General features: G+C 47.1%; 22 protein-coding genes and 1 riboswitch. Of the genes, 14 read left to right on the top strand and 8 right to left on the bottom strand.

What is annotated here, in order from left to right; translation table 11 throughout:
* Positions 1-372: 372 nt before the first annotated feature.
* From ITJ88_RS15525 to bcaP, 5 genes are all read left to right on the top strand, one after another.
* On the top strand, positions 373-2,133 hold the full coding sequence (locus ITJ88_RS15525) for a solute:sodium symporter family transporter (RefSeq protein WP_195866212.1): 1,761 nt from the start codon (positions 373-375) through the stop codon (positions 2,131-2,133).
* A 60-nt stretch (positions 2,134-2,193) separates the two neighbouring features.
* Positions 2,194-2,376, top strand: a complete 183-nt coding sequence (locus tag ITJ88_RS15520; RefSeq protein ID WP_195866211.1) for a hypothetical protein — start codon at positions 2,194-2,196, stop codon at positions 2,374-2,376.
* A 69-nt stretch (positions 2,377-2,445) separates the two neighbouring features.
* The gene (msrA, locus tag ITJ88_RS15515) at positions 2,446-3,393 is read left to right on the top strand and encodes a peptide-methionine (S)-S-oxide reductase MsrA (RefSeq protein ID WP_149426647.1); all 948 of its coding nucleotides are present in this window, start codon (positions 2,446-2,448) and stop codon (positions 3,391-3,393) included.
* Between the two features lie 67 nt (positions 3,394-3,460).
* On the top strand, positions 3,461-4,756 hold the full coding sequence (locus ITJ88_RS15510; protein WP_195866210.1) for a DUF2252 domain-containing protein: 1,296 nt from the start codon (positions 3,461-3,463) through the stop codon (positions 4,754-4,756).
* 225 nt (positions 4,757-4,981) lie between these two features.
* Positions 4,982-6,418: a branched-chain amino acid transporter BcaP gene (gene bcaP, locus ITJ88_RS15505; RefSeq protein ID WP_195866209.1), complete on the top strand. Its 1,437-nt coding sequence runs from the start codon at positions 4,982-4,984 to the stop codon at positions 6,416-6,418.
* Positions 6,419-6,462: 44 nt separating this feature from the next.
* Here bcaP and ITJ88_RS15500 read toward each other — a convergent pair whose 3' ends face one another.
* Together ITJ88_RS15500 and ITJ88_RS15495 are read right to left on the bottom strand one after the other, a co-directional pair.
* Positions 6,463-8,124 carry a glycerol-3-phosphate dehydrogenase/oxidase gene (locus tag ITJ88_RS15500; protein WP_064300486.1) on the bottom strand — a complete coding sequence of 554 codons (1,662 nt, stop codon included), beginning with the start codon at positions 8,122-8,124 and terminating at the stop codon, positions 6,463-6,465.
* A gap of 32 nt (positions 8,125-8,156) precedes the next feature.
* Positions 8,157-9,125: a Gfo/Idh/MocA family oxidoreductase gene (locus tag ITJ88_RS15495; protein ID WP_195866208.1), complete on the bottom strand. Its 969-nt coding sequence runs from the start codon at positions 9,123-9,125 to the stop codon at positions 8,157-8,159.
* A 57-nt stretch (positions 9,126-9,182) separates the two neighbouring features.
* Here ITJ88_RS15495 and ITJ88_RS15490 point away from each other — a divergent pair, with 57 nt between their 5' ends.
* The 3 genes from ITJ88_RS15490 to ITJ88_RS15480 all read left to right on the top strand — a co-directional run bounded on the left by ITJ88_RS15490 (position 9,183) and on the right by ITJ88_RS15480 (position 10,946).
* Entirely contained in the window at positions 9,183-9,449 is a 267-nt protein-coding gene (locus ITJ88_RS15490; protein ID WP_195866207.1) for a DUF5327 family protein, read from the top strand.
* Positions 9,450-9,509: 60 nt separating this feature from the next.
* Positions 9,510-10,160, top strand: coding sequence for an SDR family NAD(P)-dependent oxidoreductase (locus tag ITJ88_RS15485; protein WP_029343173.1), 651 nt, complete (start codon positions 9,510-9,512; stop codon positions 10,158-10,160).
* Positions 10,161-10,310: 150 nt separating this feature from the next.
* Positions 10,311-10,946: a thermonuclease family protein gene (locus ITJ88_RS15480; RefSeq protein WP_230088893.1), complete on the top strand. Its 636-nt coding sequence runs from the start codon at positions 10,311-10,313 to the stop codon at positions 10,944-10,946.
* Positions 10,947-11,379: 433 nt separating this feature from the next.
* Here ITJ88_RS15480 and ITJ88_RS15475 read toward each other — a convergent pair whose 3' ends face one another.
* The 4 genes from ITJ88_RS15475 to ITJ88_RS15460 form a co-directional block, all read right to left on the bottom strand.
* Positions 11,380-12,348 carry a cation diffusion facilitator family transporter gene (locus ITJ88_RS15475; protein WP_195866205.1) on the bottom strand — a complete coding sequence of 323 codons (969 nt, stop codon included), beginning with the start codon at positions 12,346-12,348 and terminating at the stop codon, positions 11,380-11,382.
* 32 nt (positions 12,349-12,380) lie between these two features.
* Positions 12,381-13,166, bottom strand: a complete 786-nt coding sequence (locus ITJ88_RS15470) for a glucose 1-dehydrogenase (RefSeq protein ID WP_195866204.1) — start codon at positions 13,164-13,166, stop codon at positions 12,381-12,383.
* Between the two features lie 17 nt (positions 13,167-13,183).
* Positions 13,184-14,035 carry a GRP family sugar transporter gene (locus ITJ88_RS15465; protein WP_195866256.1) on the bottom strand — a complete coding sequence of 284 codons (852 nt, stop codon included), beginning with the start codon at positions 14,033-14,035 and terminating at the stop codon, positions 13,184-13,186.
* Between the two features lie 141 nt (positions 14,036-14,176).
* Positions 14,177-15,805, bottom strand: coding sequence for an ABC1 kinase family protein (locus ITJ88_RS15460; protein WP_058265463.1), 1,629 nt, complete (start codon positions 15,803-15,805; stop codon positions 14,177-14,179).
* A gap of 165 nt (positions 15,806-15,970) precedes the next feature.
* Between ITJ88_RS15460 and ITJ88_RS15455 the strand changes: the two genes are divergently transcribed.
* A complete protein-coding gene (locus tag ITJ88_RS15455) occupies positions 15,971-16,576 on the top strand; it encodes a trimeric intracellular cation channel family protein (protein WP_023466752.1) in 606 nt (201 codons plus the stop codon).
* Positions 16,577-16,578: 2 nt separating this feature from the next.
* The gene (locus ITJ88_RS15450; protein WP_023466753.1) at positions 16,579-16,947 is read left to right on the top strand and encodes a DUF423 domain-containing protein; all 369 of its coding nucleotides are present in this window, start codon (positions 16,579-16,581) and stop codon (positions 16,945-16,947) included.
* A 97-nt stretch (positions 16,948-17,044) separates the two neighbouring features.
* On the opposite strand, the gene ITJ88_RS15445 is transcribed toward ITJ88_RS15450, so the two are convergent.
* Both ITJ88_RS15445 and hemQ read right to left on the bottom strand, forming a co-directional pair.
* Complete coding sequence (locus ITJ88_RS15445; protein WP_023466754.1) at positions 17,045-17,194, bottom strand: hypothetical protein; 150 nt, start codon at positions 17,192-17,194, stop codon at positions 17,045-17,047.
* A gap of 92 nt (positions 17,195-17,286) precedes the next feature.
* The gene (gene hemQ / locus ITJ88_RS15440; RefSeq protein WP_023466755.1) at positions 17,287-18,063 is read right to left on the bottom strand and encodes a hydrogen peroxide-dependent heme synthase; all 777 of its coding nucleotides are present in this window, start codon (positions 18,061-18,063) and stop codon (positions 17,287-17,289) included.
* Positions 18,064-18,408: 345 nt separating this feature from the next.
* On the opposite strand from hemQ, the gene pta reads away from it, so the two are divergent.
* From pta to ITJ88_RS15420, 4 genes are all read left to right on the top strand, one after another.
* Positions 18,409-19,395 (top strand): phosphate acetyltransferase, encoded by a 987-nt coding sequence (gene pta / locus ITJ88_RS15435; protein WP_055969917.1) that lies wholly within the window; start codon positions 18,409-18,411, stop codon positions 19,393-19,395.
* A 70-nt stretch (positions 19,396-19,465) separates the two neighbouring features.
* Positions 19,466-19,565, top strand: a riboswitch (purine riboswitch).
* A 75-nt stretch (positions 19,566-19,640) separates the two neighbouring features.
* Positions 19,641-20,225 carry a xanthine phosphoribosyltransferase gene (locus ITJ88_RS15430; RefSeq protein ID WP_023466757.1) on the top strand — a complete coding sequence of 195 codons (585 nt, stop codon included), beginning with the start codon at positions 19,641-19,643 and terminating at the stop codon, positions 20,223-20,225.
* Entirely contained in the window at positions 20,222-21,523 is a 1,302-nt protein-coding gene (locus ITJ88_RS15425; protein WP_195866203.1) for a nucleobase:cation symporter-2 family protein, read from the top strand. The genes ITJ88_RS15430 and ITJ88_RS15425 overlap by 4 nt, the downstream gene beginning before the upstream one ends.
* Before the next feature lie 221 nt (positions 21,524-21,744).
* Positions 21,745-23,121, top strand: coding sequence for an amino acid permease (locus ITJ88_RS15420; protein ID WP_195866202.1), 1,377 nt, complete (start codon positions 21,745-21,747; stop codon positions 23,119-23,121).
* Positions 23,122-23,245: the final 124 nt, after the last annotated feature.

Below are 23,245 nucleotides of genomic sequence, written 5' to 3'. Positions count from 1 at the left end.
GAAGCGATGTCGAGTGAACAAAACGCTTTTTCGATTCTCCTTCCGGGTATAAAGAAGAAGGACACGTTACACGCCACTCCTACAGGAAAAAGCGCAATTTTGCGCTGTCAAAGACAAACAAGACCCGTTTTCCTGCTTGAATGAAGCGGGAAAACTGGCTTGTGTCTCGCCTGAGGAAAGGGCGTGAAGACGAGTCATTTTTGAGTCAGCCCATTTTTCTGCAATCGGAACCACCTTCTATAAATGAAGGTGGTTTTTTATTCCCTTAAATGAAAACGTTTTCTAAAATATAGTTTTGAAAAAGTATAAAAAAGGAATAAATGAATAAGTATTCAAAAATAGAAATATGAATAAAGAATAGGGGGAAGACGAATGACTACATCTGAATTATTTTTCACATTAGGTTCTGCAGCGTTTTTCATGTTGCTCGTTGCCTACATATCCTACCGATTGACGCGTGGGAAAACACAAGGCGTCGATGAATACTTCTTAGCCGGACGAGGATTAAGTGGCGTTTTCATTGCCGGATCGCTACTGCTGACGAATTTGTCGGCAGAACAGTTGATTGGACTAAACGGACAATCTTTCATGGGAAACATGTCGAGCATGGCGTGGGAAGTCACGGCAGGATTTGCTGCGATTATCATGGCCATCTATCTGCTCCCGAAGTTTCTTGGGCTTGGGATCTCGACGTTACCGGAATACTTAAGTCACCGGTATGACGAGACGGTGCGCCGGATGACAGTCTTACTCTTTTTGCTCGGATATATGTGCGTCACGATTCCTTCGATGCTTTATTCAGGTGGGATAGCTGTCTTGCAGCTGTTCGATGTTCCGGAACTATTTGGTCTTAGTTATACGCAATCCCTTTGGTTAGTCGTCTGGATCGTTGGGATCATCGGAGCAATTTATGCGATTTTTGGAGGACTACGTGCGGTGGCTGTCTCAGATACCTTGAACGGGATTGGGCTCGTCTTCGTCGGATTCCTAGTTCCGGTACTCGGCTTTATCACACTGGGTGACGGGAATTTACTTCAAGGGATGAAGACGATTGCGACTGTGCAACCGGAGAAGCTGAACGCAATCGGAAGTTCAACCGATGCCGTTCCGTTCTTCTCGATTTTCACGGGTATCCTATTTGCGAACTTATTTTATTGGTCACTCAATCAATATGTCATTCAACGTGTGCTCGGGGCAAAAGATTTGAAGGAAGGACAGAAGGGCGTCCTCATGACAGGATTTTTGAAGTTATTAGTTCCAATCTTCATGCTGATTCCTGGGATCATTGCCTATCACTTGTATGGGAACACACTAACAAGCGGTGATTTGTCATATCCTCGACTCATTACGGAGTTACTGCCGGTCTCGCTGATGGGATTTTTCTTGGCTGTCTTACTCGGAGCCGTCTTTAGTTCGTTTAACTCGTTGCTCAATAGTATTGCGACACTTTTCGTCCTCGATATCTATCAGCCGGTGTTTGCGAAAGAGGCGAGTGATGAACATTTGATTCGTGTCAGTAAATGGTTCGGAACGATCGTTGCTTTAATCTCTTTCGTCATCGCACCATTCTTGATGTACGCGCCGGACGGCTTATGGAGTTTGATCCGGCAATTCACAGGATTTTTCAACATTCCGATTCTCGTCATCGTATTAATGGGGATTTTCATGAAACGAATTCCGGCAATTGCGGCGAAAATCGTCATCGTCTTTCACGTGTTTGCGTATTACTTATTCGTCTTCGGTTTCAAACAACTGTTCGGCTGGGATCATGGCATTAGCTATATTCATGGGTACGGTATTCTACTCATGATTGAAGTGCTGTTCATGGTATTCATGGGATATCGTTACCCGGCCGTCCAGTCAAGAAAAATCAATCGACGACAGTCTGTCGAGCTCACTCCATGGAAGTTCGCGATTCCGGTCTCGATCTTATTATGCACATCCATCATTTGGACGTACGTTCTGTTTTCAAAAATCGGACTGGCTTCTACAGCAGGCATCGTATCGATTTGGTTCTGGCCGATTACGTTAGGACTTGTCATGGCAACGATCGTATTATGGCGTGTGTCGCTAAACGCTTGGGAAGCGAAGTACCGGACCTATCTCGAAGAAGAGTACCGTCAAGCCGAATAATCCTCTCGCAGAAGACATGACATATCGGGTAAGATGAAAGAAAAACAGGAGGCGATCTTCGTGAATTACTGGTACCACTTTAAGCGGGCCTTCTTACCGATTGCATTATTGCTTGTGACGCTTGCCTTGTACCAGATGATTTATCGCTTGAATAACATTTGGTACTCACTCGGCGGTTTGATTTTGGTATTCGCGGCGATTTACTTCGTCATGCACCGCTTAAAAACGAACCCGGAGGATTGAGTGAGCAGGAAAGTCGAGTCCATTCTCTGAACGCGGTAAAATAGACACATACAGAGGAGGGGAAGATAGATGGCAAAAGCAATATTTGCAGGTGGTTGTTTCTGGTGCATGGTCAAGCCATTCCATAAATATGATGGGGTAGAGCAGGTCATTTCAGGATATACCGGTGGTCATACAGAGAACCCGACTTATAAAGAGGTCTGTTCGGAAACGACAGGTCACTTGGAGGCGGTTGAAGTCACGTACGATCCGTCCGTCATTACGTACGAAGAATTACTCGATATCTTCTGGCGTCAAATCGATCCGACAGATGGCGGAGGTCAATTCAATGACCGTGGTGAATCGTACCAACCGGCTATCTTTTATGTCGATGAAGCACAACGTGAAGCAGCTGAACGTTCGAAAGCAGCGCTTGACGCATCAGGACGCTTCTCGCGTCCAGTCGCGGTAGAGATTCGTCCAGAAAAGCCGTTTTGGCCAGCTGAAGAATATCACCAAGATTATTATAAAAAGAATCCGTTCCGTTATCAGATGTATAGTGTTGGCTCAGGTCGCGCGAAATTCATCAAGGAAGCGTGGAAGGATCACGGTAAGGAAAAAGAATTGAAAGAGCGTCTGACGCCGATTCAGTATAAAGTCACACAAGAGAACGGGACAGAACCCGCTTTCCGAAACGAATACTGGGATGAAGAACGTCCAGGTCTGTATGTCGACATCGTTGACGGCACACCACTTTTCACATCAAAAGATAAGTTCCAGTCGAACTGTGGTTGGCCGAGCTTTGCTAAACCGATCTCAGAAGACAAGATGGAAGTCGAACTTGATACGAGTCACGGGATGACGCGGACGGAAGTGCGTTCTGCGAATGCGGATAGTCACCTCGGTCATATCTTCGATGATGGTCCGACAGAACTTGGTGGTCTTCGCTATTGTATCAACTCAGCAGCATTACGATTTATTCCGCTTGAAGAGCTTGATTCGGCAGGATATGGGGAATATAAAAAACATTTCGAGTAACACGTAAGGAGCAGTCAAACGATTTCGTTTTGACTGCTCTTTTTTCAAATGGAAGGGAGAGAATTGAATGTTTCGACCCGTGTATGAAGAGATTCGACAAATGACGATTGCGAAGGTACTTGATTTCTACGATCACGAAATCCGTCAGCTCGATGAGCAAGCACGTCAGGAAAAGTACGACAAGATGAGCTTGAGTCCGTTTCGCTTTTTCCGTGGAAGTTCGCATCTGTTTTATTATGACGTGACGCGAATCCCCCTTGGTTTTGATACGCCTCGTGATAAACCGACGTGGATTCAGGGAGATCTTCATTTTGAGAATTTCGGTGTCCATGGCAATGCGAAGGGAGAGATCATCTACGACGTCAATGACTTTGATGAAGGATACTTAGGATCTTATTTATATGATTTGATTCGCATGGCGGTCTCCGTCCGGTTATTCGCTGAAGAGGCAGGATACGACCCGACTCCTGCGATTCGTAATTATGTCCTTGAATACTTACACGATTTAAAAAAGTACGCTCTCGGAAAAGATCCGAGTGATGTTTGCTTTACGCGAGAAAATACAAAAGGACCAATCAAAAAGTTGATCAAAAAAGCAGAAAAGAAACGTGAAGAATTAATGGGAGAGCGGACGGAACTGGTGGATGGCGTGAGACGTTTTTGTACATTACCAGATATGGCAGTGGTAGATGATCCGACGCGAATGGCGATTGAGTCTGCCTGGTCCTCCTATATCGAGACGATTGACGAAGAGGATCGTCGTGAAGAAGCGTTCTATACAATCAAGGATATCGTGCGGAAACTAGACAGTGGAACGGCATCGATTGGTCTTGAGCGCTATTACATCCTGATTGAGGGGGAGGGAGGGGAGGAGGATTTGATTCTAGAAATGAAACAAGCTCAAACTTCTGTTCCTTCATTATTCCTTCCTGTCTATCGTCCAGAAGCAGAAACGGTTCATCAAGGGCGCCGAATCATCACATCTCAAAAAGCGATGCAGGCACATGAAGATCCATATCTTGGTTATTTGACGATTGGTCAAAAGGAATATTATATACGTGAACGTTCAGCGTATAAGAAAAAGCTAAAAGCAAAGCATATCAAAAGTCAGGATGACCTTGAGAATGTCTTATGCATTCAAGGTCAAATTACCGCCAAAGTGCATGCACGGGCGGATCAGGATGCCGGGATTAAAGAAAAAATTTTAACGCATCATGCCGACGTTGAAATCATCCAAGCCATCGGTGTTTCAGACACTGCTTTCTTAGAACAAATCGAGCGTTGGTCAGAAGCCTACGTGATACGAACAAAGCTGGATTACCAAGTGTTTTTGGAGTGGGTGAAGACTCGACAAACAAATTAAAAACCTAACAAACTAAGGCTTGTCAGATGGGTATGTAACATGTGTTACACATCCATCTTTTTTGTGTAGACTTTTTTGGTTAACAAATGAAAGCGTTCAACAAAATATAAATAGGTATAATGACCTATATCAATTTATCAGAAAACTTCGTAAATTTTTGATTAAGTTCTTACAGACGACTTGCTCCGTAGGACAAATCATAACAGGTACAGGGGGAAAAACATCATGAGTTTGACGCGGAAAAAAGATGTTTCCGCTATGATTGCTGCAAGTAAACGAAACAGTGGACTTGCTCGAAATCTTGGCGCGATGGATTTAACGTTTTTAGGAATTGGCGCCATCATCGGAACCGGAATCTTCGTTTTGACAGGAACAGGAGCATTGACTGCAGGACCAGGACTTATCGTATCATTCATTCTATCTGCCATCGCCTGTGGTCTAGCCGCTCTTGCTTACGCTGAATTCGCATCAACGATTCCGGTCAGTGGATCCGTCTATACGTATACGTATGCAACGATGGGAGAGATCTTCGCTTGGATCATCGGTTGGAACTTGATCCTCGAATATGGACTCGCCTCGAGTGCCGTAGCAGCCGGTTGGTCTGGATACTTCCAGTCCTTACTCGCAGGATTTAATATCCATGTGCCAACAGCCTTATCAGCAGCTCCTGGAGCAGTCGAAGGAGCCAAGACATACTTCAACCTTCCAGCGTTCTTAATCCTCTTTGCCATTACGGCATTGTTGTCGATGGGAATCAAGGAAACGAAACGTGTCAACAACATCATGGTCGTCATTAAACTAGCGGTCGTCGTATTGTTCATCGTCGTCGGTGTCGGTTATGTCGAACCAACGAACTGGGCACCGTTCACACCATTTGGTTGGGGAGGCGTCTTCTCGGGTGCCGCGATCGTCTTCTTCGCGTACATCGGCTTTGATGCCGTCACATCAGCAGCTGAAGAAGTCCGCGATCCGCAAAAGAACTTGCCGCGCGGTATCATCGGTTCACTTGCTGTTTGTACAGTGCTTTACGTCATCGTTGCAGCTATCATGACAGGAATCGTACCGTATCAACAATTCGAAGGAATTGATCACCCAGTCTCACTTGCGATTCAAATGGCAGGTCAAAACTGGGTTGCTGGATTCATCGATCTTGGTGCAATTCTCGGAATCACAACAGTCATTCTCGTCATGACATACGGAATGGTGCGTCTCGCGTTCGCCATCTCGCGTGACGGAATGTTCCCGAAAGTATTTTCTGAAGTGCATCCGAAGTACCAGACACCATTCAAGGCGACTTGGATGATCGGACTCGGTAGCTCACTCGTCGCTGGATTCGTTCCACTCGATGTCATCGCGAACCTCGTCAACATGGGTACACTGGCAGCCTTCGTCTTGATTTCTGTCGCTGTCTTGATTCTTCGTAAGACACAGCCGGATCTTCCGCGTGCTTTCAAATGTCCGGGTATGCCATACGTGCCAATCGCAGCAATCGCTGCATGTCTTTTCTTGATGTTCAACTTGAAACTCGAGACATGGATTGCTTTTGGAATCTGGCTTGCTATCGGTTTAGTTCTTTACTTTACGTTTGCACGTAAAAGTTCGAATTTACACCCAGGCAACATGCCGGCAGCGGAACTCGCTGCTTCGAAAGAAGAACAGTAACACAAAAAGACCCGATCGCCTGAAGGCGATCGGGTCTTCTGATGTTAGGAAAGTGGAACAGGTCCTTTGACGCGGACCGCATCAAATTCACGACGAATGCTTTCATTGGCTCTCGCTTCATCTTCTGCCGACCAGCCGAGTTCGCTACGCATCAAGGCGAGAACACCATCTGCGTACTGTTCAGCGTGAGGGAAATCAAAGAAGACGGCCGAAGCACGACGGTTCAAGAAGTCGCCAGGTTGCATGACGAGCTCAGCTTCTAATCCATATAGAAGGGCGCCGAACCAGTGTAACGGTAATTGATAACGAGCCGCTTCGTCACCACGTGTCCGAATCAACTCGTAGACACGTTCGACGTTCGTACCGTAACGTTGGATGAGCCATGTCGCCTCATTCGGTGACAATCCGAGTGCTTCTCCTTTTGGTTGTTGTTCCTTCAAATAGCGGGCAAATCCTTTACTTCCTTGTGGATGACCACCACCAAGCAAGATATCGTGCGTACGGGAAGCGAGGTAAATTCGATTTTCTTCTGTCTTGAATTGGTCTGCGACCATATCGATGATGCGTTCTGCCATCTTCCGGTACCCGGTCAACTTCCCGCCAGCAATTGACATCAGCCCGGATTTCGAGACGAAGATCTCATCTTTTCGGGACAGTTCACTTGGGTCCTTTCCATCTTCATGAATGAGTGGACGCAATCCGGACCATGTCGATTCGACGTGTTCAGGTCGTAACTCGACGTTGAACATTTGATTCGTCGCCTCTAGGATATAATCCTGATCCTCGACGGTGACACCCGGCTCAAGAATATCTCCTTTATAGTTCGTGTCAGTCGTTCCGACATAGGTTTTCCCTTCGCGTGGAATCGCAAAGATCATCCGACCATCTGGAACGTCGAAATAAACAGCCTGTTGGAGTGGGAAATGCGCTTGATCGATGACGAGATGAATCCCTTTCGTCAGGTGGAGCGATTTCCCAGCTTTCGAACCATCTTTTTCACGTAGTTCGTCGACCCACGGACCGGTTGCATTGATGATTTTCTTCGCCCGAATCGTATACGTTTTGTCACTTAAGACGTCACGGACTTCGACACCGACAACTTTTCCATTGTGGTAGACGAGCGATTCAGCCTTCGTATAGTTGACGGCACGTCCACCGTAACCAACGGCTGCCTTTAAGACTTCGACTGTCAATCGGGCATCATCCGTTTTATATTCGACATAACGACCACCACCAACTAAGTGTTCCGAACGTAATAGTGGCTCGTAACGTAATGTTTCTTCTTTACTGAGCATCGTCCGGCGTTCATGGCGTTTGACGCCTGCGAGCTGGTCATAGACGCGTAAGCCGATCGATGTCGAGAAGCTGCCGAACGTTCCGCCTTCGACGAGTGGAAGCATCATCCACTCCGGCGTCGTCACGTGTGGGGCGTTCTCATACACGATGGCACGTTCTTTTCCGACTTCGGCAACAAGTTTGATTTCGAACTGCTTCAGATAACGCAATCCACCATGGACGAGTTTCGTCGATCGGCTCGATGTCCCTTCGGCGAAGTCCTGCATCTCAATCAATCCTGTCCGCATACCTCGACTTTGTGCGTCAAGCAAAATACCGGCTCCCGTGATACCGCCCCCGATGACGAGTACGTCTAAAAGTTCTTGTCCCATTTCTTCTAACCAAGCTGTCCGTTCCGTACTTGAAAACATCTTGTCTTCCCCCTGTTCGTCTGAATGGATAGTTAGTCTACTTCTATCCATGTACCCGATTTTGCACTTTTTTGAGCACGATCAATGATTTTCATGACGAGTTCAGCCTGTTTCGGAGAGACAGGTGGGGTTGTTCGCTGTCGAATGGCTGGGGCGAGGTCTGTATAATAATCCCCAAATTGCCCGGAGACAAAAGGAAAGTCTTCAAGGGGACCGTTTGCTTCAGCCAATTGATACGTCGCGCGTTTCGTATCGACTTCATCGACGAAATAGCTAGCCTTTGTTCCATGTACCATTAGCGAAGGACCAACAGCCGGAACGATGGAACCGATGTGCAAAATAGCGCGTCGTGTACCGAATGCTAAAATCAGATGTGTATAGTCATCAACGATCCCACCTTGTCGTTGGATCGTTTGATCACAAAAGACGCGATCTGGTACTGCATTGAAGGCGACGAGTGTTTGATCGATCAAATGTGATCCAAGATCGTACAAGAGACCAGCACCGGGTACGTCCTGTTCGCGCCAACGATCCTCAACGTCTGGGCGATAGCGATCATAATGCGCTTCGAACGTTTGGAGAGTGCCGAGACGTCCGGATTCGAGTAAGGTCATCAGCGTTCGAAAGTCCTTCGTATACCGACGATTATGATAAACTGTCAGTAACCGATCGTGTACACGTGCTAGTTCTGTCAACGTTTCGGCTTCTTTGAGCGTGACAGTGAATGGTTTCTCGACGAGTACATCACAGCCCGATAGCAAAGCGAGGCGCGCAAGTGGATAATGTAGCTCATTTGCTGTCGCGATAACGACTAAATCGATCTGTTCTTTAGCGAGCAGGGCTTCAAGTGTCGAATAAACAGGTAGCGTCGCGTCATAAGCAGCGACTGCTTCCGGACGACTCGACTGAACAGCGACTAACTGATAATCAGGTGCGTGTAAATAAGGAGCATGTAAATGTTCACCGGCAATACCAAAACCAACTAAAGCGGTACGAATCATGGAAAACACATCCTTTTCAAGTTCATACCCTCAATCTACCATAAGGAGGAATATAAGATGATTACGGAACAACACATCATCGAAAAGATGCGTCAAGCGATGCAACGCATTGAGCAAACGACAGGAGCCGCCCAGAAAGAGCAGATTGCAGCGATGAAGGCGTACTGTGAACTATTACTTGAATCTGAGGCGACATCAAGTTCATCGATATCGCTACCTACATCAACACCTCAGGCAACACCAACAGTCGATCCGATGTTAGCGCGTTTCATGGGTGTTTCGCAGGAGAAAGAAGAAAAAGGCACTTCATTGCTCGATTTTTGAATGAAATGACGCGATTCAGGGAATAACCATCACAGTTGAAACGAGAAGGGGAGATACGTCATGAAAACAGTAATCGTCATCGGAGCAGGACCAGGAAACGGATATGAAATCAGTAAACGATTCGGACAAGAAGGCTTTCAAGTCGTTTGTGCGGCGCGGACACAAGAAACACTTGCAGCCGTCATCACGGAACTAAAAGAAGCGGGCGTGGAAGCGGTCGGAGTGGAATGTGATGCTTCACGAAAAGCTGATATCGCATCCCTCATCGAATGGACAGAGGAGCAATACGGACAAGTCGATGTCTTAGTCTACAATGCTTCGATTTTACATCAAGCGTCTGTCCTTGAGGTCTCAGCAGAACAGATTACGAAAGAGTTCGAAATCGATGTGCTCGGAGCATTGCATGCCGCGCAACTCGTCGCGCCGTCGATGCAGGAACGAAAAGACGGCGCTATCCTGATTACTGGAGGCGGCGCTGCGATGCAAGCGATCAAATCGCTACCAGGGCTTTCCATCGGGAAGGCAGGCGTTCGCCAAGTGACGCATATGTTACACGATACGTTGAAGGAAGACGGTGTCTACGTCGGAACCGTCACGATTGCCGGGGAAGTGAAGCGTGGAACGGCACTTGATCCGAAAAATGTAGCGGAAGCGTTCTATCAACTTTATACGAACCGAAATGAAGTCGAAACGGTTCTTTCAGCAGACTAACGAATAAACAAGATAGCGTATGCGGGTTCGGGCTTTGACCGAATCCGCATTTTCATGGAAAGGAGCGAAACAGAAGTGAGACGATACGCCACGATAAGTCTACTTTTTCTATTCGTTCTCATCGGTTGTGCACCAGAGGAGACAGACTTATTGGGAATTAAGCAACCAGATGACGAAAAAATCACGAAGGCGACGGTCGAACGCGTCATCGATGGGGATACATTAAAAGTAAAGTTGGCGGATGGGAAAACGGAGGACGTTCGTCTACTCCTTGTCGATACACCAGAAACCGTCAAACCGAATACACCGGTTCAACCATATGGAACGGAAGCTTCAGCATTTACGAAGGAGACCTTACCGAGCGGAACAGCGATTCGGTTGGAGCGTGATCATTCCCGGACTGATCGATACGGAAGATTACTCGCATACGTGTGGTACGGCGATAAGATGTTGAATCAGGAGTTACTTCGAAAAGGACTCGCACGTGTAGCGTTCGTCTATGAGCCGGACACACGTTATGTCGATATGTTCGAACAGATTGAACAGGAAGCCAAGCAGGCGAAGAAAAAGATTTGGGAGCACGATGGTTACGTCACGAATCGTGGCTTTAACGCTCAAGCAATTACAGAAACGAAATCCTGCGACATCAAAGGCAACATCAATCGGTCAGGTAAAAAAATCTACCATGTACCGGGAGGACAGTCCTACGATGAAGTGAAGCCGGAGCAACGGTTCTGTACGGAAAAAGAAGCAGAAGAAGCTGGATTCGTCCGCGCAGCACGCTGATAAGCGCACACAAAAAGTCAACGGAAGCGATGGCTTCAGACTGTAGATAAATGGACTGACTCTAAAAATGACGCGTCTTTTTACGTCCTTTCCTCAGGCGAGACACAAGCTCGTTTTCCCGCCCCGTTCAAGCAGGAAAACTTGTCTTGTTTGTCTCTGACAGCGCAAAATTGCGCTTTTCCTGTAGGAGTTGCGTGAAACGCGTCATCCTTTTGATACTCGGAAGAAGGATTAGAGAAGCGTTTTGTTCACTCGACAGCGCTTCCTAGGGAAATAACAAGCAAGAGAGACCCTGCAGCGAAGCGAAGCGGCGCGATGCTTGTTCCAGGAAAACGATACGAGACGAACAAAAAAGTGCAATCCTTCTCGTTAGAGAACAATTGCACTTCGTCTTCAGTCTCTCAAGCCATCGGAAACGATGGCTTTTTGTCGATCATACAGGTGGTGGTTGATACTGTTGTACTTTATCATCTTCATCAAAGGAGATCGTGACATCGGTGACCCCTTTAAGAATTCGGATTTGCAGTTCCAGCCGGTCCTTGATGTCGTCCGCTTGCGCAATCGTTAAGTTGGGATCGACTTCAATCTCTGTTTCGACATGGAAGTGATCGCCTTCCTTAATGACTTCAAGCTTTTCAATATCACGAACCGCTTCATCACGTAATAGGATTTCACCGATTTTAGCAGTCAGTACTTCATCAATCTCACCGAGCGCACCGGCAGCGTTTTGAATAAAGACATTATAGACGACGTAGAACATCATCAAACCAATCAAAATCGATGCAATGCCCTCTGCTTGATAAAACGATGTGTAATGCGAAATCAGAACGGCGATGATCGCAATGATACCACCGAGAGTCGCAACAAGATCTTCCATGAAGACAAGCCGTGTCGCCGGTTTCGCTTGACCTAGATGGGCAAAACTTTGACCGACAAGTGTCAGTCCGCTCGATTTAAGTCCCGTCTCATGCGCGATCTCTTTCATCGCTTTATAGAATACCCCGACCTCAAGTACGACACCGATACCAAGTGCCGTCAAAATGATCCAAAGACCCGTCGTTTCTTCACCAGGACCATGCGTGATGTGTAAGATTCCTTCCCGAATCGTCTCATACGCAAGGAGGGCAACGACGATGATTGCAGCAAGTAACACGAGGTTAACAAGGCGACCGAATCCGTTCGGGAATCGTTTCGTTGGTGCTTTTTTACTTAGAGCAGAACCGATATAGACGAAGAACTGATTCGCCGCGTCACCGATCGTATGCATCATTTCAGCGAACATCGCCACATTCCCAGTCAGGATGTAGGCGACGAACTTGATGATAGCAATAATTGTGTTGACGATTGCAGCAGCAAGTGCTGACTTATTGCCGCGACGGATCAATGAGAAAAAAGTGGTCATGAGCGGTTCTCTCCTTGTCTATTCAAAATAGGTTAACCGCGTCCTGCTTGGAACGACGGATAAAGTGTCATTCCGCCGTCTGCAAAGAGTGTGATACCTGTGACATAACTCGCTTCGTCCGACGCAAGCCACGCGGCAACGGCAGAGATTTCCTCGGGTTTTCCGATATTGCCCATTGGAATCATGCTCTCAACTTCTTTTCGTTGTTCCGGATCTTCGAATTTCTCAGCGTTGATTGGTGTATTGATCGCACCAGGTCCAATCGCATTGACGCGAATGCCTTTTGGTGCATATTCCATCGCAAGGGTTTGTGTCATTAGCTTGACGCCACCTTTACTTGCAGCGTAGTGAACGAACGTCGGCCATGGGATGATTTCATGAACACTTGATAGGTTGATGATGCTACCTTTGACATCGTGTTCGACGAAATATTTCAGTGCTTCACGCGCACCGAGGAATGCCCCTGTTAAGTTGACGTCGATGACTTTTTGCCAATCTTCAAGCGACATCTCGTGTGAAGGAGATGGCATTTCTACTCCGGCATTGTTAACGAAAACGTCCAATTGACCAAAATGATCAACAGTCTCTTTAACGAGGTTGATCATATCGTCTTCCTTCGAGACATCTCCTTGGATGGTAATGGCTTCGCCGCCCTGTTCTTGAATCGATTCAGCGATTTTTTTCGCTTCTTCCGGGTGACTGCGATAGTTGATGACGACACGCATACCTTCTTCTGCATAACGGCGGACGATGGCTTCACCGATTCCCATTGACCCACCTGTTACGATCGCTACTTTTCCTTTTAAACTCTCATACATGATGCTTCACTCCTTCATTATTGTTTCGTAAATCCAATCATGATTCCGCCAGCAACGACTAAAATACAACCGATGATGACGAACGTCATCTCTTTCTTCGTTTTTGATTCTTTCAGTAAGAGGACGCCGCCAATCGTTGAGATGACCACTCCTGTTTGAGATAAGGAGAAACTCGTTGCGACACCGACTTTTGCCGTCGCAAATAATAAAGCGACGTTCCCGACAGCCCACATGAGTCCACCGATAATATTGCCAGTTGTTTTCTTCGTGAAGAGATCTCCTTCTCGTAAAGAGAGAAGAATCGCACTCACGACCATCCCAATCGCTTGTGGTAAGACTGCTTCCCATCCATTGATATCGAACCAACGGGCAATGACGACGTAGCCGACATACCCGACAGTCGAGATGAGGAGGAGCGTCAGTCCTTTTCCGATATTCTCATCCTGCTTACTCTTATCTTCCTTGTAAGACGTGAAAGCTGCTCCGGCAATGATCAATACAAGGGCACTGATTCCGAGAATCAACGCAGTTGTCGTTGACCATTCTCCAAAAGCGAGAACACCAAACAACGATGTTCCGACGAGTTGCATCCCTGTTGAGATGGGCATCGTCTTTGAGACACCCATTTGCCGGAATGCGGCAAATTGATTTTTTTGACCGAGCGCCCAGAAGGCACCAGAAAAGAATCCAGCGACCCAAGCAGTCGTCGACATCTCTGGGCTGACAAAAAAGAAGGTAACGATCGCGAAAAGCAACGCCCCCAGAGTCGTACCGATAATTTGTTGCGCCGTTGAGCCTCCGATTTTTGAGACGACGAGCGGCAACGATCCCCACATTAATGCAGGAACGATGGCAATTAAAATATCAATCAAGTGTTTCACCTCTCCTTACTATTATCTCTCTACTTGAAGCTGTACCCCGCGAGACGCGAGGAAAAACCTCGAAGCGCGAAGAAGAATTATTCTGAAATAAAAAACGCCCATCGAAATGGACGTTTACTGATATTTCGTTTATCGGAACGGTTCGTCAGCAATCCGGACGATTTGTCGTCCGATCCGTCGACCATTCCATAAAGCGATGACGGCGATCGTCAAGGAAATGCCCATGACGTCGTACTGCGTAAAATAATAGCCGAGATAACTAAAAGGCAGACTGATGATCCCGACGAGTGAACTCGTCCACTGCCGGATTTTGAGTGACTCGATGTTCGCGACACGAGAGAACTTTTGTTGCTCCATGATCCGCCAACGTGTCGGTTCGCTGAGAGCGTCGTTGACAAGACGTGGGAAGGCGAGCAATCGCGCACCGTAAGAGCCGGCAATCTGGAGGTAACGATTTTGGTTTTTTCCTTCGTCATCGAGCCAACGCCGAACCATTGGTTTGGCTAACTCGAGTAGGTTGATTTGCGGTGAAAGAATCTGAAGAATCCCAAGAATCGTCGAGGCAGCACGACCGAAGAAAGCAAACTCGGCAGGGAGCTGAATCGGTTCGTTTCGGACGAGCAATTCGATATCGGATAAGACCTTCTCAATCAGTTTCGTGTCGACGTTTTCCATATCACTCTCGAGATAGAACGTGACCGCTTTTTCAATTGCTTGTCGGATGTTTTGCTTATTGGCATTTGGCAACAGGAATCGTAAATCTTCGAGACCATCGACGATTGCATCATAATCTAATGTGACGAAGGATTGGAGGATTCGTTGAATCGCCCGCATGTCGTCAGGCGTCGTCGCTCCAATCATCCCAAAATCAAGCAAGACGATTTTGCCGTCGGACTGGACGAGAACATTGCCCGGGTGTGGGTCGGCGTGAAATTTCCCGCCGAACAATAATTGTTCCCCAGCGTTTAAGAAGAGATTACGCGCTAGTTCGTCACGGTCAATCTGATGTTCCGCTAAATAATCGAGATCGGTGATACGTGTCCCGTCAATCCATTCCATGACGAGCACCCGATTCGTACAATGTTCTTCATAATAACTCGGAATATAGATGACAGGATTCGTCTCATACATCTTTTTAAAGTAGAGACCATTTTTTAATTCAGTTCGGTAATTCAACTCATCACCGATGACGAAGACCATTTGGCGATACAGACTTTGTAAATCAGTCGATTTGTTTAATGAAGTCCGGCGTAACATGGCAATGACGATGCGCATGGCACGGAAATCGGTTTTGATGATTTGTTCGATGTTCGGTCGCTGAACTTTGATCGCAACTTTTTTACCATTTGATTTTAAGGTTCCGCTGTACACCTCACCAATCGAGGCAGAAGCGACAGGACGGGAACTGATATCCGAGATGATCTCTTCAATCGGCATCCCCCAATCCTCTTCGATGATCTTTCGTGACTCACCGAGTTTACTTGAAGGAACTTTATCGACCAGTTCGGTCAGTTCCATCAAGACGGACGGAGGAAATAGATCGGCTCGAATCGACAAGAACTGACCGAGCTTGATCAGTAACCCTTCTAACCGTAATGCTTTTTTCTTATAGTCACGCGCAATCCGGATCATGATGCGCTCAAACTCTTCGTTGTTCGTACCTGGCCGGTTTTTCCGGGTGAATCGATAGATCGTAAAGATGTAACGTGCGAACATCGTCACGATGACGACGATGCGATAAAGCGCCCAACGTTTCATACGGTCACCTAGCTTCCTGTACAGTTTGTTTCAGTATAGGTTACTTTACCTAAAAACGTCACTCGCAAACGGTCGAAACGGTGACAGAAAATTAATGCTTTACGGAAACTAAAAAGAGAGTATAGTAAGTATTGGAATTTCTTTGTAGAAAGGTGAAATGTGCGCATGTCCTGGGACTTATTGAATATCATCGGCACGGTCGCTTTTGCGATGAGTGGTGCGATTGTTGCGATGGAAGAAAAATATGATTTATTCGGTGTCTGGTTACTTGCTTTGATCACAGCATTCGGCGGTGGTGCCATTCGTAATTTACTGATTGGTGTACCGGTATCGGCTCTCTGGTCGCAAGGTGGTCTCTTTTTAGTCGCGATTCTCGTTGCGTTGTTGATTTTCATGTTACCCCAGTTATTCTTGCCGCACTGGACACGTTGGGGCGTCCTCGCGGATGCGCTCGGATTGTCTGCGTTTGCGATTCAAGGTGCTTTGATGGCGACAGCAAAAGGACTGCCGTTGTCAGCAACGATTTCGGCTGCTGTACTGACTGGTGTTGGTGGCGGAGTGATTCGCGATTTACTCGCTGGTCGAAAACCACTCGTCTTGCATAAAGAGATTTATGCGATGTGGGCCGTCATGGCAGCACTTGTGATTGACCGCTTCCAATTGACGAATCCTCTACATTTGTTCACATTGCTCGGACTCATCACTGTTTTACGTATGCTATCGTATTATTATGAATGGAATTTACCGGCACGACGGTTAGGGGGAGAATAAACATGAAAGTTTTCATTATGATTGGCGCGATCTCGATGATGTTATCGGTCGCACTAGGTGCATTCGGTGCACACGCCTTAAAAGATATGTTGACGGAACGGATGCTCGCGAACTGGCAGACAGGCGTTCTTTACCAGATGGTACACTCGCTCGGTATCCTAGCACTCGGGGGACTCTTATTAAAAGCATCGATTCCACAATGGTCGTTGGCTGCATGGCTGATGCTTGCCGGAATCGTTTTCTTCTCCGGTAGTCTGTACGTCATGGCATTGACGAACGTAACAAAACTGGGTGCTATCACACCGATCGGTGGCGTCTTGTTCATCGCAGCATGGATCTTTGTCGCGATTGGTGCCTACAAAGGCTTATGAGGATTGACCGTTTTTCTTCCGTCATGAAGAAGAACGGTCTTTTTTTGTATGAAAAACGCCTACTCGCGATGGAGTAGGCGTAGGTATCAAAACGAATTCATCGTTTTGTCGTTTGAGTTTTGTTTAGCTTCGATAATGCTTGCTCATAGCGATCCAGTACGCGATCTGCAACCGGTTTCAGCTCTTTTGAAAGCACAGCGAATTGCAATTCACGCGACCGTGTCGATCGGTTCATAGCATTCCCCATGGTAATTCCTCCTTACGTCATTCAACTTACTGTTTTATAGCCGCAAGGAGTATATTCCCATGAGATATTTCAATCAAACGTCATTCAACACATTAAAGTGCAAAATGAGTATTTAATTGTTCACTTTCGAGACGGTTCCCGATGAAGAACTCACCAAACTCACCGTACTTCGCGCTGACTTCGTCAAAACGCATTTCATAGACGATTTTCTTGAACTGAAGAATGTCGTCTGAGAAGAGCGTAACGCCCCATTCCCAATCGTCAAATCCAGTTGATCCACCGATGATTTGCTGAATTTTCCCAGCATAACTCCGACCGATCATACCGTGACGATACATGAGTTCTTTTCGTTTCTCCATTGAGAGCGTGTACCAGTTGTCGCCATCGCGACGTGACTTGCTCATCGGGTAGAAGCAGATGTGCTTCGCTTGCGGCAAGATTGGATAGAGACGATCACGCACGTAAGGGTTCTCGTATGGGTTTCCTTCGCCTGAACCACGGTACGTACCGAGTTCGACGACAGAGACGTAAGAATACGTCGGGATCAAGTAATCATAGAGATCAAGTTTCTGCATTTTGACTTCGACGTCTTGAATTTGTTCCATCGTTGGACGAAGAACCATCAAGACGAGATCGGCTTTTTGACCGATGATCGTGTAAAGTGCGTGGCTGCCGTCTTTTGCCGCTTCGACACCAGAAAGTTCTGAGAGGAAGGCTTGGAATTCTTCAATCATGCGCGCACGGTCTGTCGCGTCGACTTGTTTCAAGCGTGACCAATCGATCCGGCGGAAATCATGTAATGTATACCAGCCGTCGAGTGTTTCAGCGGCTTGTTGCGTAGCAGTCGGTTCAGATGTTTGGTGTTGCATGGGATGACCTCCTGAGTCTGAAATAAATTGTCTTTTTCCATATCCTATCTTATCACATTCTATTGAAACGCTTCGCCCGAAAAGGTCTTTGTCCATGAGATCGTAACACATGAAAAAAGTAGAGAGTGGGTAAAAGGGGAAGGGGACATTGTTTTGCTTAGAAACGATCTCTGTACCATTCTTGAAAATGACTGTAATAGTCGGTTAATATGGCTTCAGTGCTTTTGTTAGATAACTTTTTTGCAAATTGTTTTAACAACGATTGAGAACTGTGTATAATAAACGATGGAAAAGAAAATCGATCAAATCGACGACGTCGTGTTTACCTAAAAAGGAGAGAAACTCATGCAATTATTCGATATGTTAGAACAAAAGATTAAAGCGCACCAACCGAAAATCGTCTTCCCAGAAGGAATTGACGCGCGTGTTCTTGGCGCAGCTGTCCGTTTGAAGAAAGACGGTCTCGTCACACCGATCGTCATCGGACCACGTGTACAAATCGAAGAAACAGCAGCAGCGAACGGAATCGATGTCACGGGACTTGATACGATCGATCCTGCTTCTTACGCTGGAATTGATGAGCTCGTCGCATCGTTCGTTGAGCGTCGTAAAGGGAAAGCAACAGAAGAGCAAGCACGTGCTGTCATCTTAAAAGACGTGAACACGTTCGGTACGATGCTCGTTCACACAGGACAAGCAGAAGGTCTTGTATCGGGTGCGATGCACGCAACAGGCGATACAGTTCGTCCAGCACTTCAAATCATCAAAATGCAAGAAGGCTATAAAAAAACATCAGGCGTCTTCATCATGGTACGTGACGATGAGCAATACGTCTTCGCAGACTGCGCAATCAACATCGCACCAGATGCGAACGATCTAGCAGAGAACGCGATCGCATCTGCGAAAACAGCAAAAACATTCGGGATCGATCCGAAAGTGGCATTGCTCAGCTTCTCAACAAAAGGTTCAGCAAAATCACCAGAGACAGAGCGTGTCGTTGAAGCAACACGCATTGCTAAAGAACGTGCACCAGAGCTTGCGATCGATGGGGAACTCCAATTCGATGCAGCATTCGTTCCAAGCGTCGCGAAATCAAAAGCACCAGAATCAGATGTTGCAGGTCAAGCGAACGTCTTCATCTTCCCAAGTCTTGAAGCTGGAAACATTGGCTACAAAATTGCACAACGTCTCGGTGGATTCGAAGCAATCGGTCCGATCCTTCAAGGGTTGAACAAACCGGTCAACGATCTTTCACGCGGTTGTAACGAAGAAGATGTTTACAAACTCGCGATCATCACGGCAGCACAAGCAGTCGAAGAACGCCAAGCCTAAGTACGGTGTGAAAAAGTCTTTACTTTTTCGCTAAACCCCGTACAATGGTACACATCACGAAAATCACGAAACGTAAACGTATAGCAACGCTCGTATAATAGTGGGAATTGGCCCACGAGTCTCTACCGGATCGCCGTAACGGTCCGACTACGGGTGGTGAGTTACTGCTCTCTTTTTTGGCGTACAGTGGCTGCCCCCGGGTAGCGGCTGTACGTTTTTTCGTTTTTAAAGAGGAGAATGCATGTATGAAACGTCTACACGACATGATTAATCAAGAAGGAATCGTCTTATCGGATCAAGTATTGAAAGTGGATGCCTTTTTAAACCATCAGGTCGATCCGACCTTGATGTGGGAAATCGCCTATGAGTTCATGGATCGCTTCCAAGATGCCGGTATCACGCGGATTTTGACGATCGAAGCAGGTGGTATTGCCCCGGCAATGATGACGGCGCTCCGTTTAGGGGTACCAATGGTCTATGCTCGTAAGACAAAATCCGTTACCTTGAATGAAGGAACGATTTCAGCTGAAGTCTTCTCGTTTACGAAACAACAGACGAGTACGATTACGGTTGCAGAAAAATACCTACAACCGGGGGAACGTGTCTTGATCATCGACGATTTCCTCGCGAACGGGGAAGCGGCATTTGGTCTTGCTCGCCTTGTTGAGCAAGCAGGTGCGGAAGTTGCCGGCTTTGGAATCGTCATTGAAAAGTCGTTCCAACCGGGACGTCAAAAGTTAATCGAAGCCGGTTTCCGCGTCGAGTCACTCGCTCGTGTGGAGTCGTTGAAGGACGGAAAAGCGACGTTCGTCGACTCGGTGACCGTATGAGACTATCGAACTTCAAAGCCGCTAGTCTTGGACTTCAGCATGTGCTTGCGATGTACACAGGAGCAGCTGTCGTTCCGCTGATCGTCGGGAGTGCGATCGGATTGTCGGGAGAAGAACTCGCTTATTTAGTGGCGATTGATCTCTTCATGTGTGGCGTAGCGACCTTACTACAAGTGCTCGTCACGAAATATACAGGCGTTGGTCTTCCAGTCGTCCTCGGTTGTACCTTCACGGCAGTCGGTCCGATGATCGCGATCGGTAGTCTTCAAGGGATCACAGCGATTTATGGCGCCTTGATTGCGAGCGGTCTGATCATTCTTGTCATCTCAGGCTGGTTCAGTAAGATTGCGGTCCTGTTCCCGCCGGTCGTCCTTGGTTCTGTCGTGACGATCATCGGGATTTCCTTGATTCCGGCTGCCATCAACGATATCGGAGGCGGGCAGGGCGTAAAGGACTTTGGTGACGCACGTTATCTTGGACTCGCCGGACTAACGATTGTCTTGATTTTAATCTTGAATCGTTACGGCACGGTCTTCTCAAAAGCAGCAGCCGTCTTGATTGCTGTGATGATCAGTACACTCGTTGCGTTCGGCATGGGGATGATCGACTTCAGCCCGGTAGCGGAAGCATCTTGGTTCCAAATGGTGACGCCGTTTTACTTTGGTGTACCGACATTCAATGCGACGGCGATCTTGACGATGACACTCGTTGGTCTCGTCTCGATGGTTGAATCGACAGGTGTGTTCTTGACACTCGGTGAGATCACGGATCGTCGCTTGACGGATAAGGATCTAGCACGTGGCTACCGGGCAGAAGGTGTCGCGACGATCGTTGGCGGTATCTTCAACAGTTTCCCGTATACGACCTACAGCCAAAACGTCGGTCTCGTTCAGTTGACTGGCGTGAAGACACGTAAAGTCATTTTATTTGCGGGTGGATTTTTAATCTTGCTCGGCTTCTTACCAAAAGTGGCGACATTCACGACGTTGATTCCAAAACCTGTCCTAGGTGGGGCAATGTTGATCATGTTCGGGACAGTCGCAGCGAGCGGGATTCGTATTCTGTCGCGGGTCGATTTTTCGAAGAATGAACACGTCATCACAGTAGCACTCGCGCTCGGAATTGGTTTAGGAATCAGTGCGAATCCGGAGATCGTAGCCGGTCTACCATCACAAATCCGTGTCTTGACAGACAGCCCGATCGTCGCGGGATCGCTAACGGCATTATTACTGAATGGCATCTTCCGATTGACGAGTAAGTCTGAGACAGCAGACGCGCCACTTGCTAAAGTTGATTAACAATTGTAACTTTCCGAAAGGAGCCGTCCTGTATACTACTTAGTAGCAGGAGGTTCCTTTTTTTATACTGCTAACGTAATCAGAATATTCCGAGTATGTGGATTTGGTAAGAAATATTATATGAAAACGTTTACAAAATCGACACATCTTCTTTATACTGACAACGTAGCGGTACGGGGAACTGCTAAGAAACAAACAGAGACGGGAAGGACGTCGTAAAAATGAAACAACAGACAGAGTTGAATCGGGGACTGGAAGAACGTCACATTACACTGATGTCGCTGGGGGCGGCAATCGGTGTCGGACTCTTCCTAGGGTCAGCAAAAGCGATCCAATTAGCAGGACCAGGGATCTTACTTGGTTATCTGATTGGTGGTGTCATCATTTTCATTATCATGCGAGCACTTGGGGAGCTTGCGGTGCGGGAGCCGGTGGCTGGTAGTTTTGCGGAGTATGCCCGGAAGTATGTCAGTCCATTAGCTGGCTTTTTAACAGGTTGGAATTATTGGTTACTCTGGATTTTTACGTGTATGGCGGAAATCACAGCAGTCGGTATTTACATGAAAGTATGGTTCCCGGATTCCCAGGGGTGGGTATGGGCACTAGCAGCACTTGTCTTGATGACGAGCATCAACTTCATTGCTGTTAAATTTTATGGTGAATTCGAATTTTGGTTTGCGTTGATTAAAATCGTCGCGATCGTCGCCATGATCATCTTAGGGACTTTGACAATTGTCATTGGTCTTGGAAATGGCGGCACACCGGTTGGGATTTCGAACCTGTGGTCACATGGTGGATTCCTGCCGAACGGATTCGGTGGAGTACTCCTTGCCATGCAGATGGTCATGTTTGCGTTCTTAGGAATTGAAGTGATTGGGGTCACAGCAGGGGAAGCGAAGAACCCGAAGAAAACGATTCGAAAAGCCGTTAATAACGTCTTCCTTCGGATTTTAGTATTCTATATCGGGGCGCTCTTCGTCATTTTATCGATTTATCCGTGGGATCAAGTTGGTGCGAACAATAGTAGTCCATTCGTATTACTATTTCAATCGCTCGGTATTCCGGCAGCAGCCGGCATCATCAACTTCGTTGTCTTAACTGCAGCACTCTCGTCATGTAACTCCGGTATCTTCTCAACAGCCCGGATGATGATGAACTTATCCGAGAACAGTGAAGCACCACGTCGTTTCTCGAAAATCTCGAAAAACGGTGTACCGGCACTGGCGACGATTCTGTCAGGTGTCGCCTTACTCGTTGGTGTTGCGTTGAACTACTTCTTACCGGAAGACGTCTTTGCGATCGTTACGAGTATCGCGACGTTCGGAGCCGTCTGGACGTGGGCGATGATTCTGATTGCTCAGATGCGGGCACGGAAGGTACACGGTTCAGCAGAATTTGGTGTTCCATTCTTCCCGGTCGCGAACTACATCGCCCTCGCGGCGCTTGCCGGTGTCATCGTTTTGATGGCATTTGACGCAAGTACACGCATCGCTCTGGTCGTTGGACCACTGTGGTACGCGATTCTGATCGCTGTCTATTATGCACGGGGAATGCATAAGGAGACACGACAATCGACGCGTCGAGCATCAGGAGAATAAACGGATAGACAAGATTAATTGGAAGCAAGACAAGATATGAGATGATCTCGATAAACTGAGTCTGGTAAATACTAGACTCAGTTTTTCATTTAAACAAATTTTGAAAGCGCTTCATAAATAAGTT

The sequence above is a fragment of the Exiguobacterium abrahamii genome (genome assembly GCF_015645365.1).
Taxonomy (GTDB): Bacteria; Bacillota; Bacilli; order Exiguobacteriales; family Exiguobacteriaceae; genus Exiguobacterium_A; species Exiguobacterium_A abrahamii.
The sequence above is the reverse complement of the archived record's forward strand: the minus strand, read 5'-3'. Positions and strand labels throughout refer to the sequence as shown.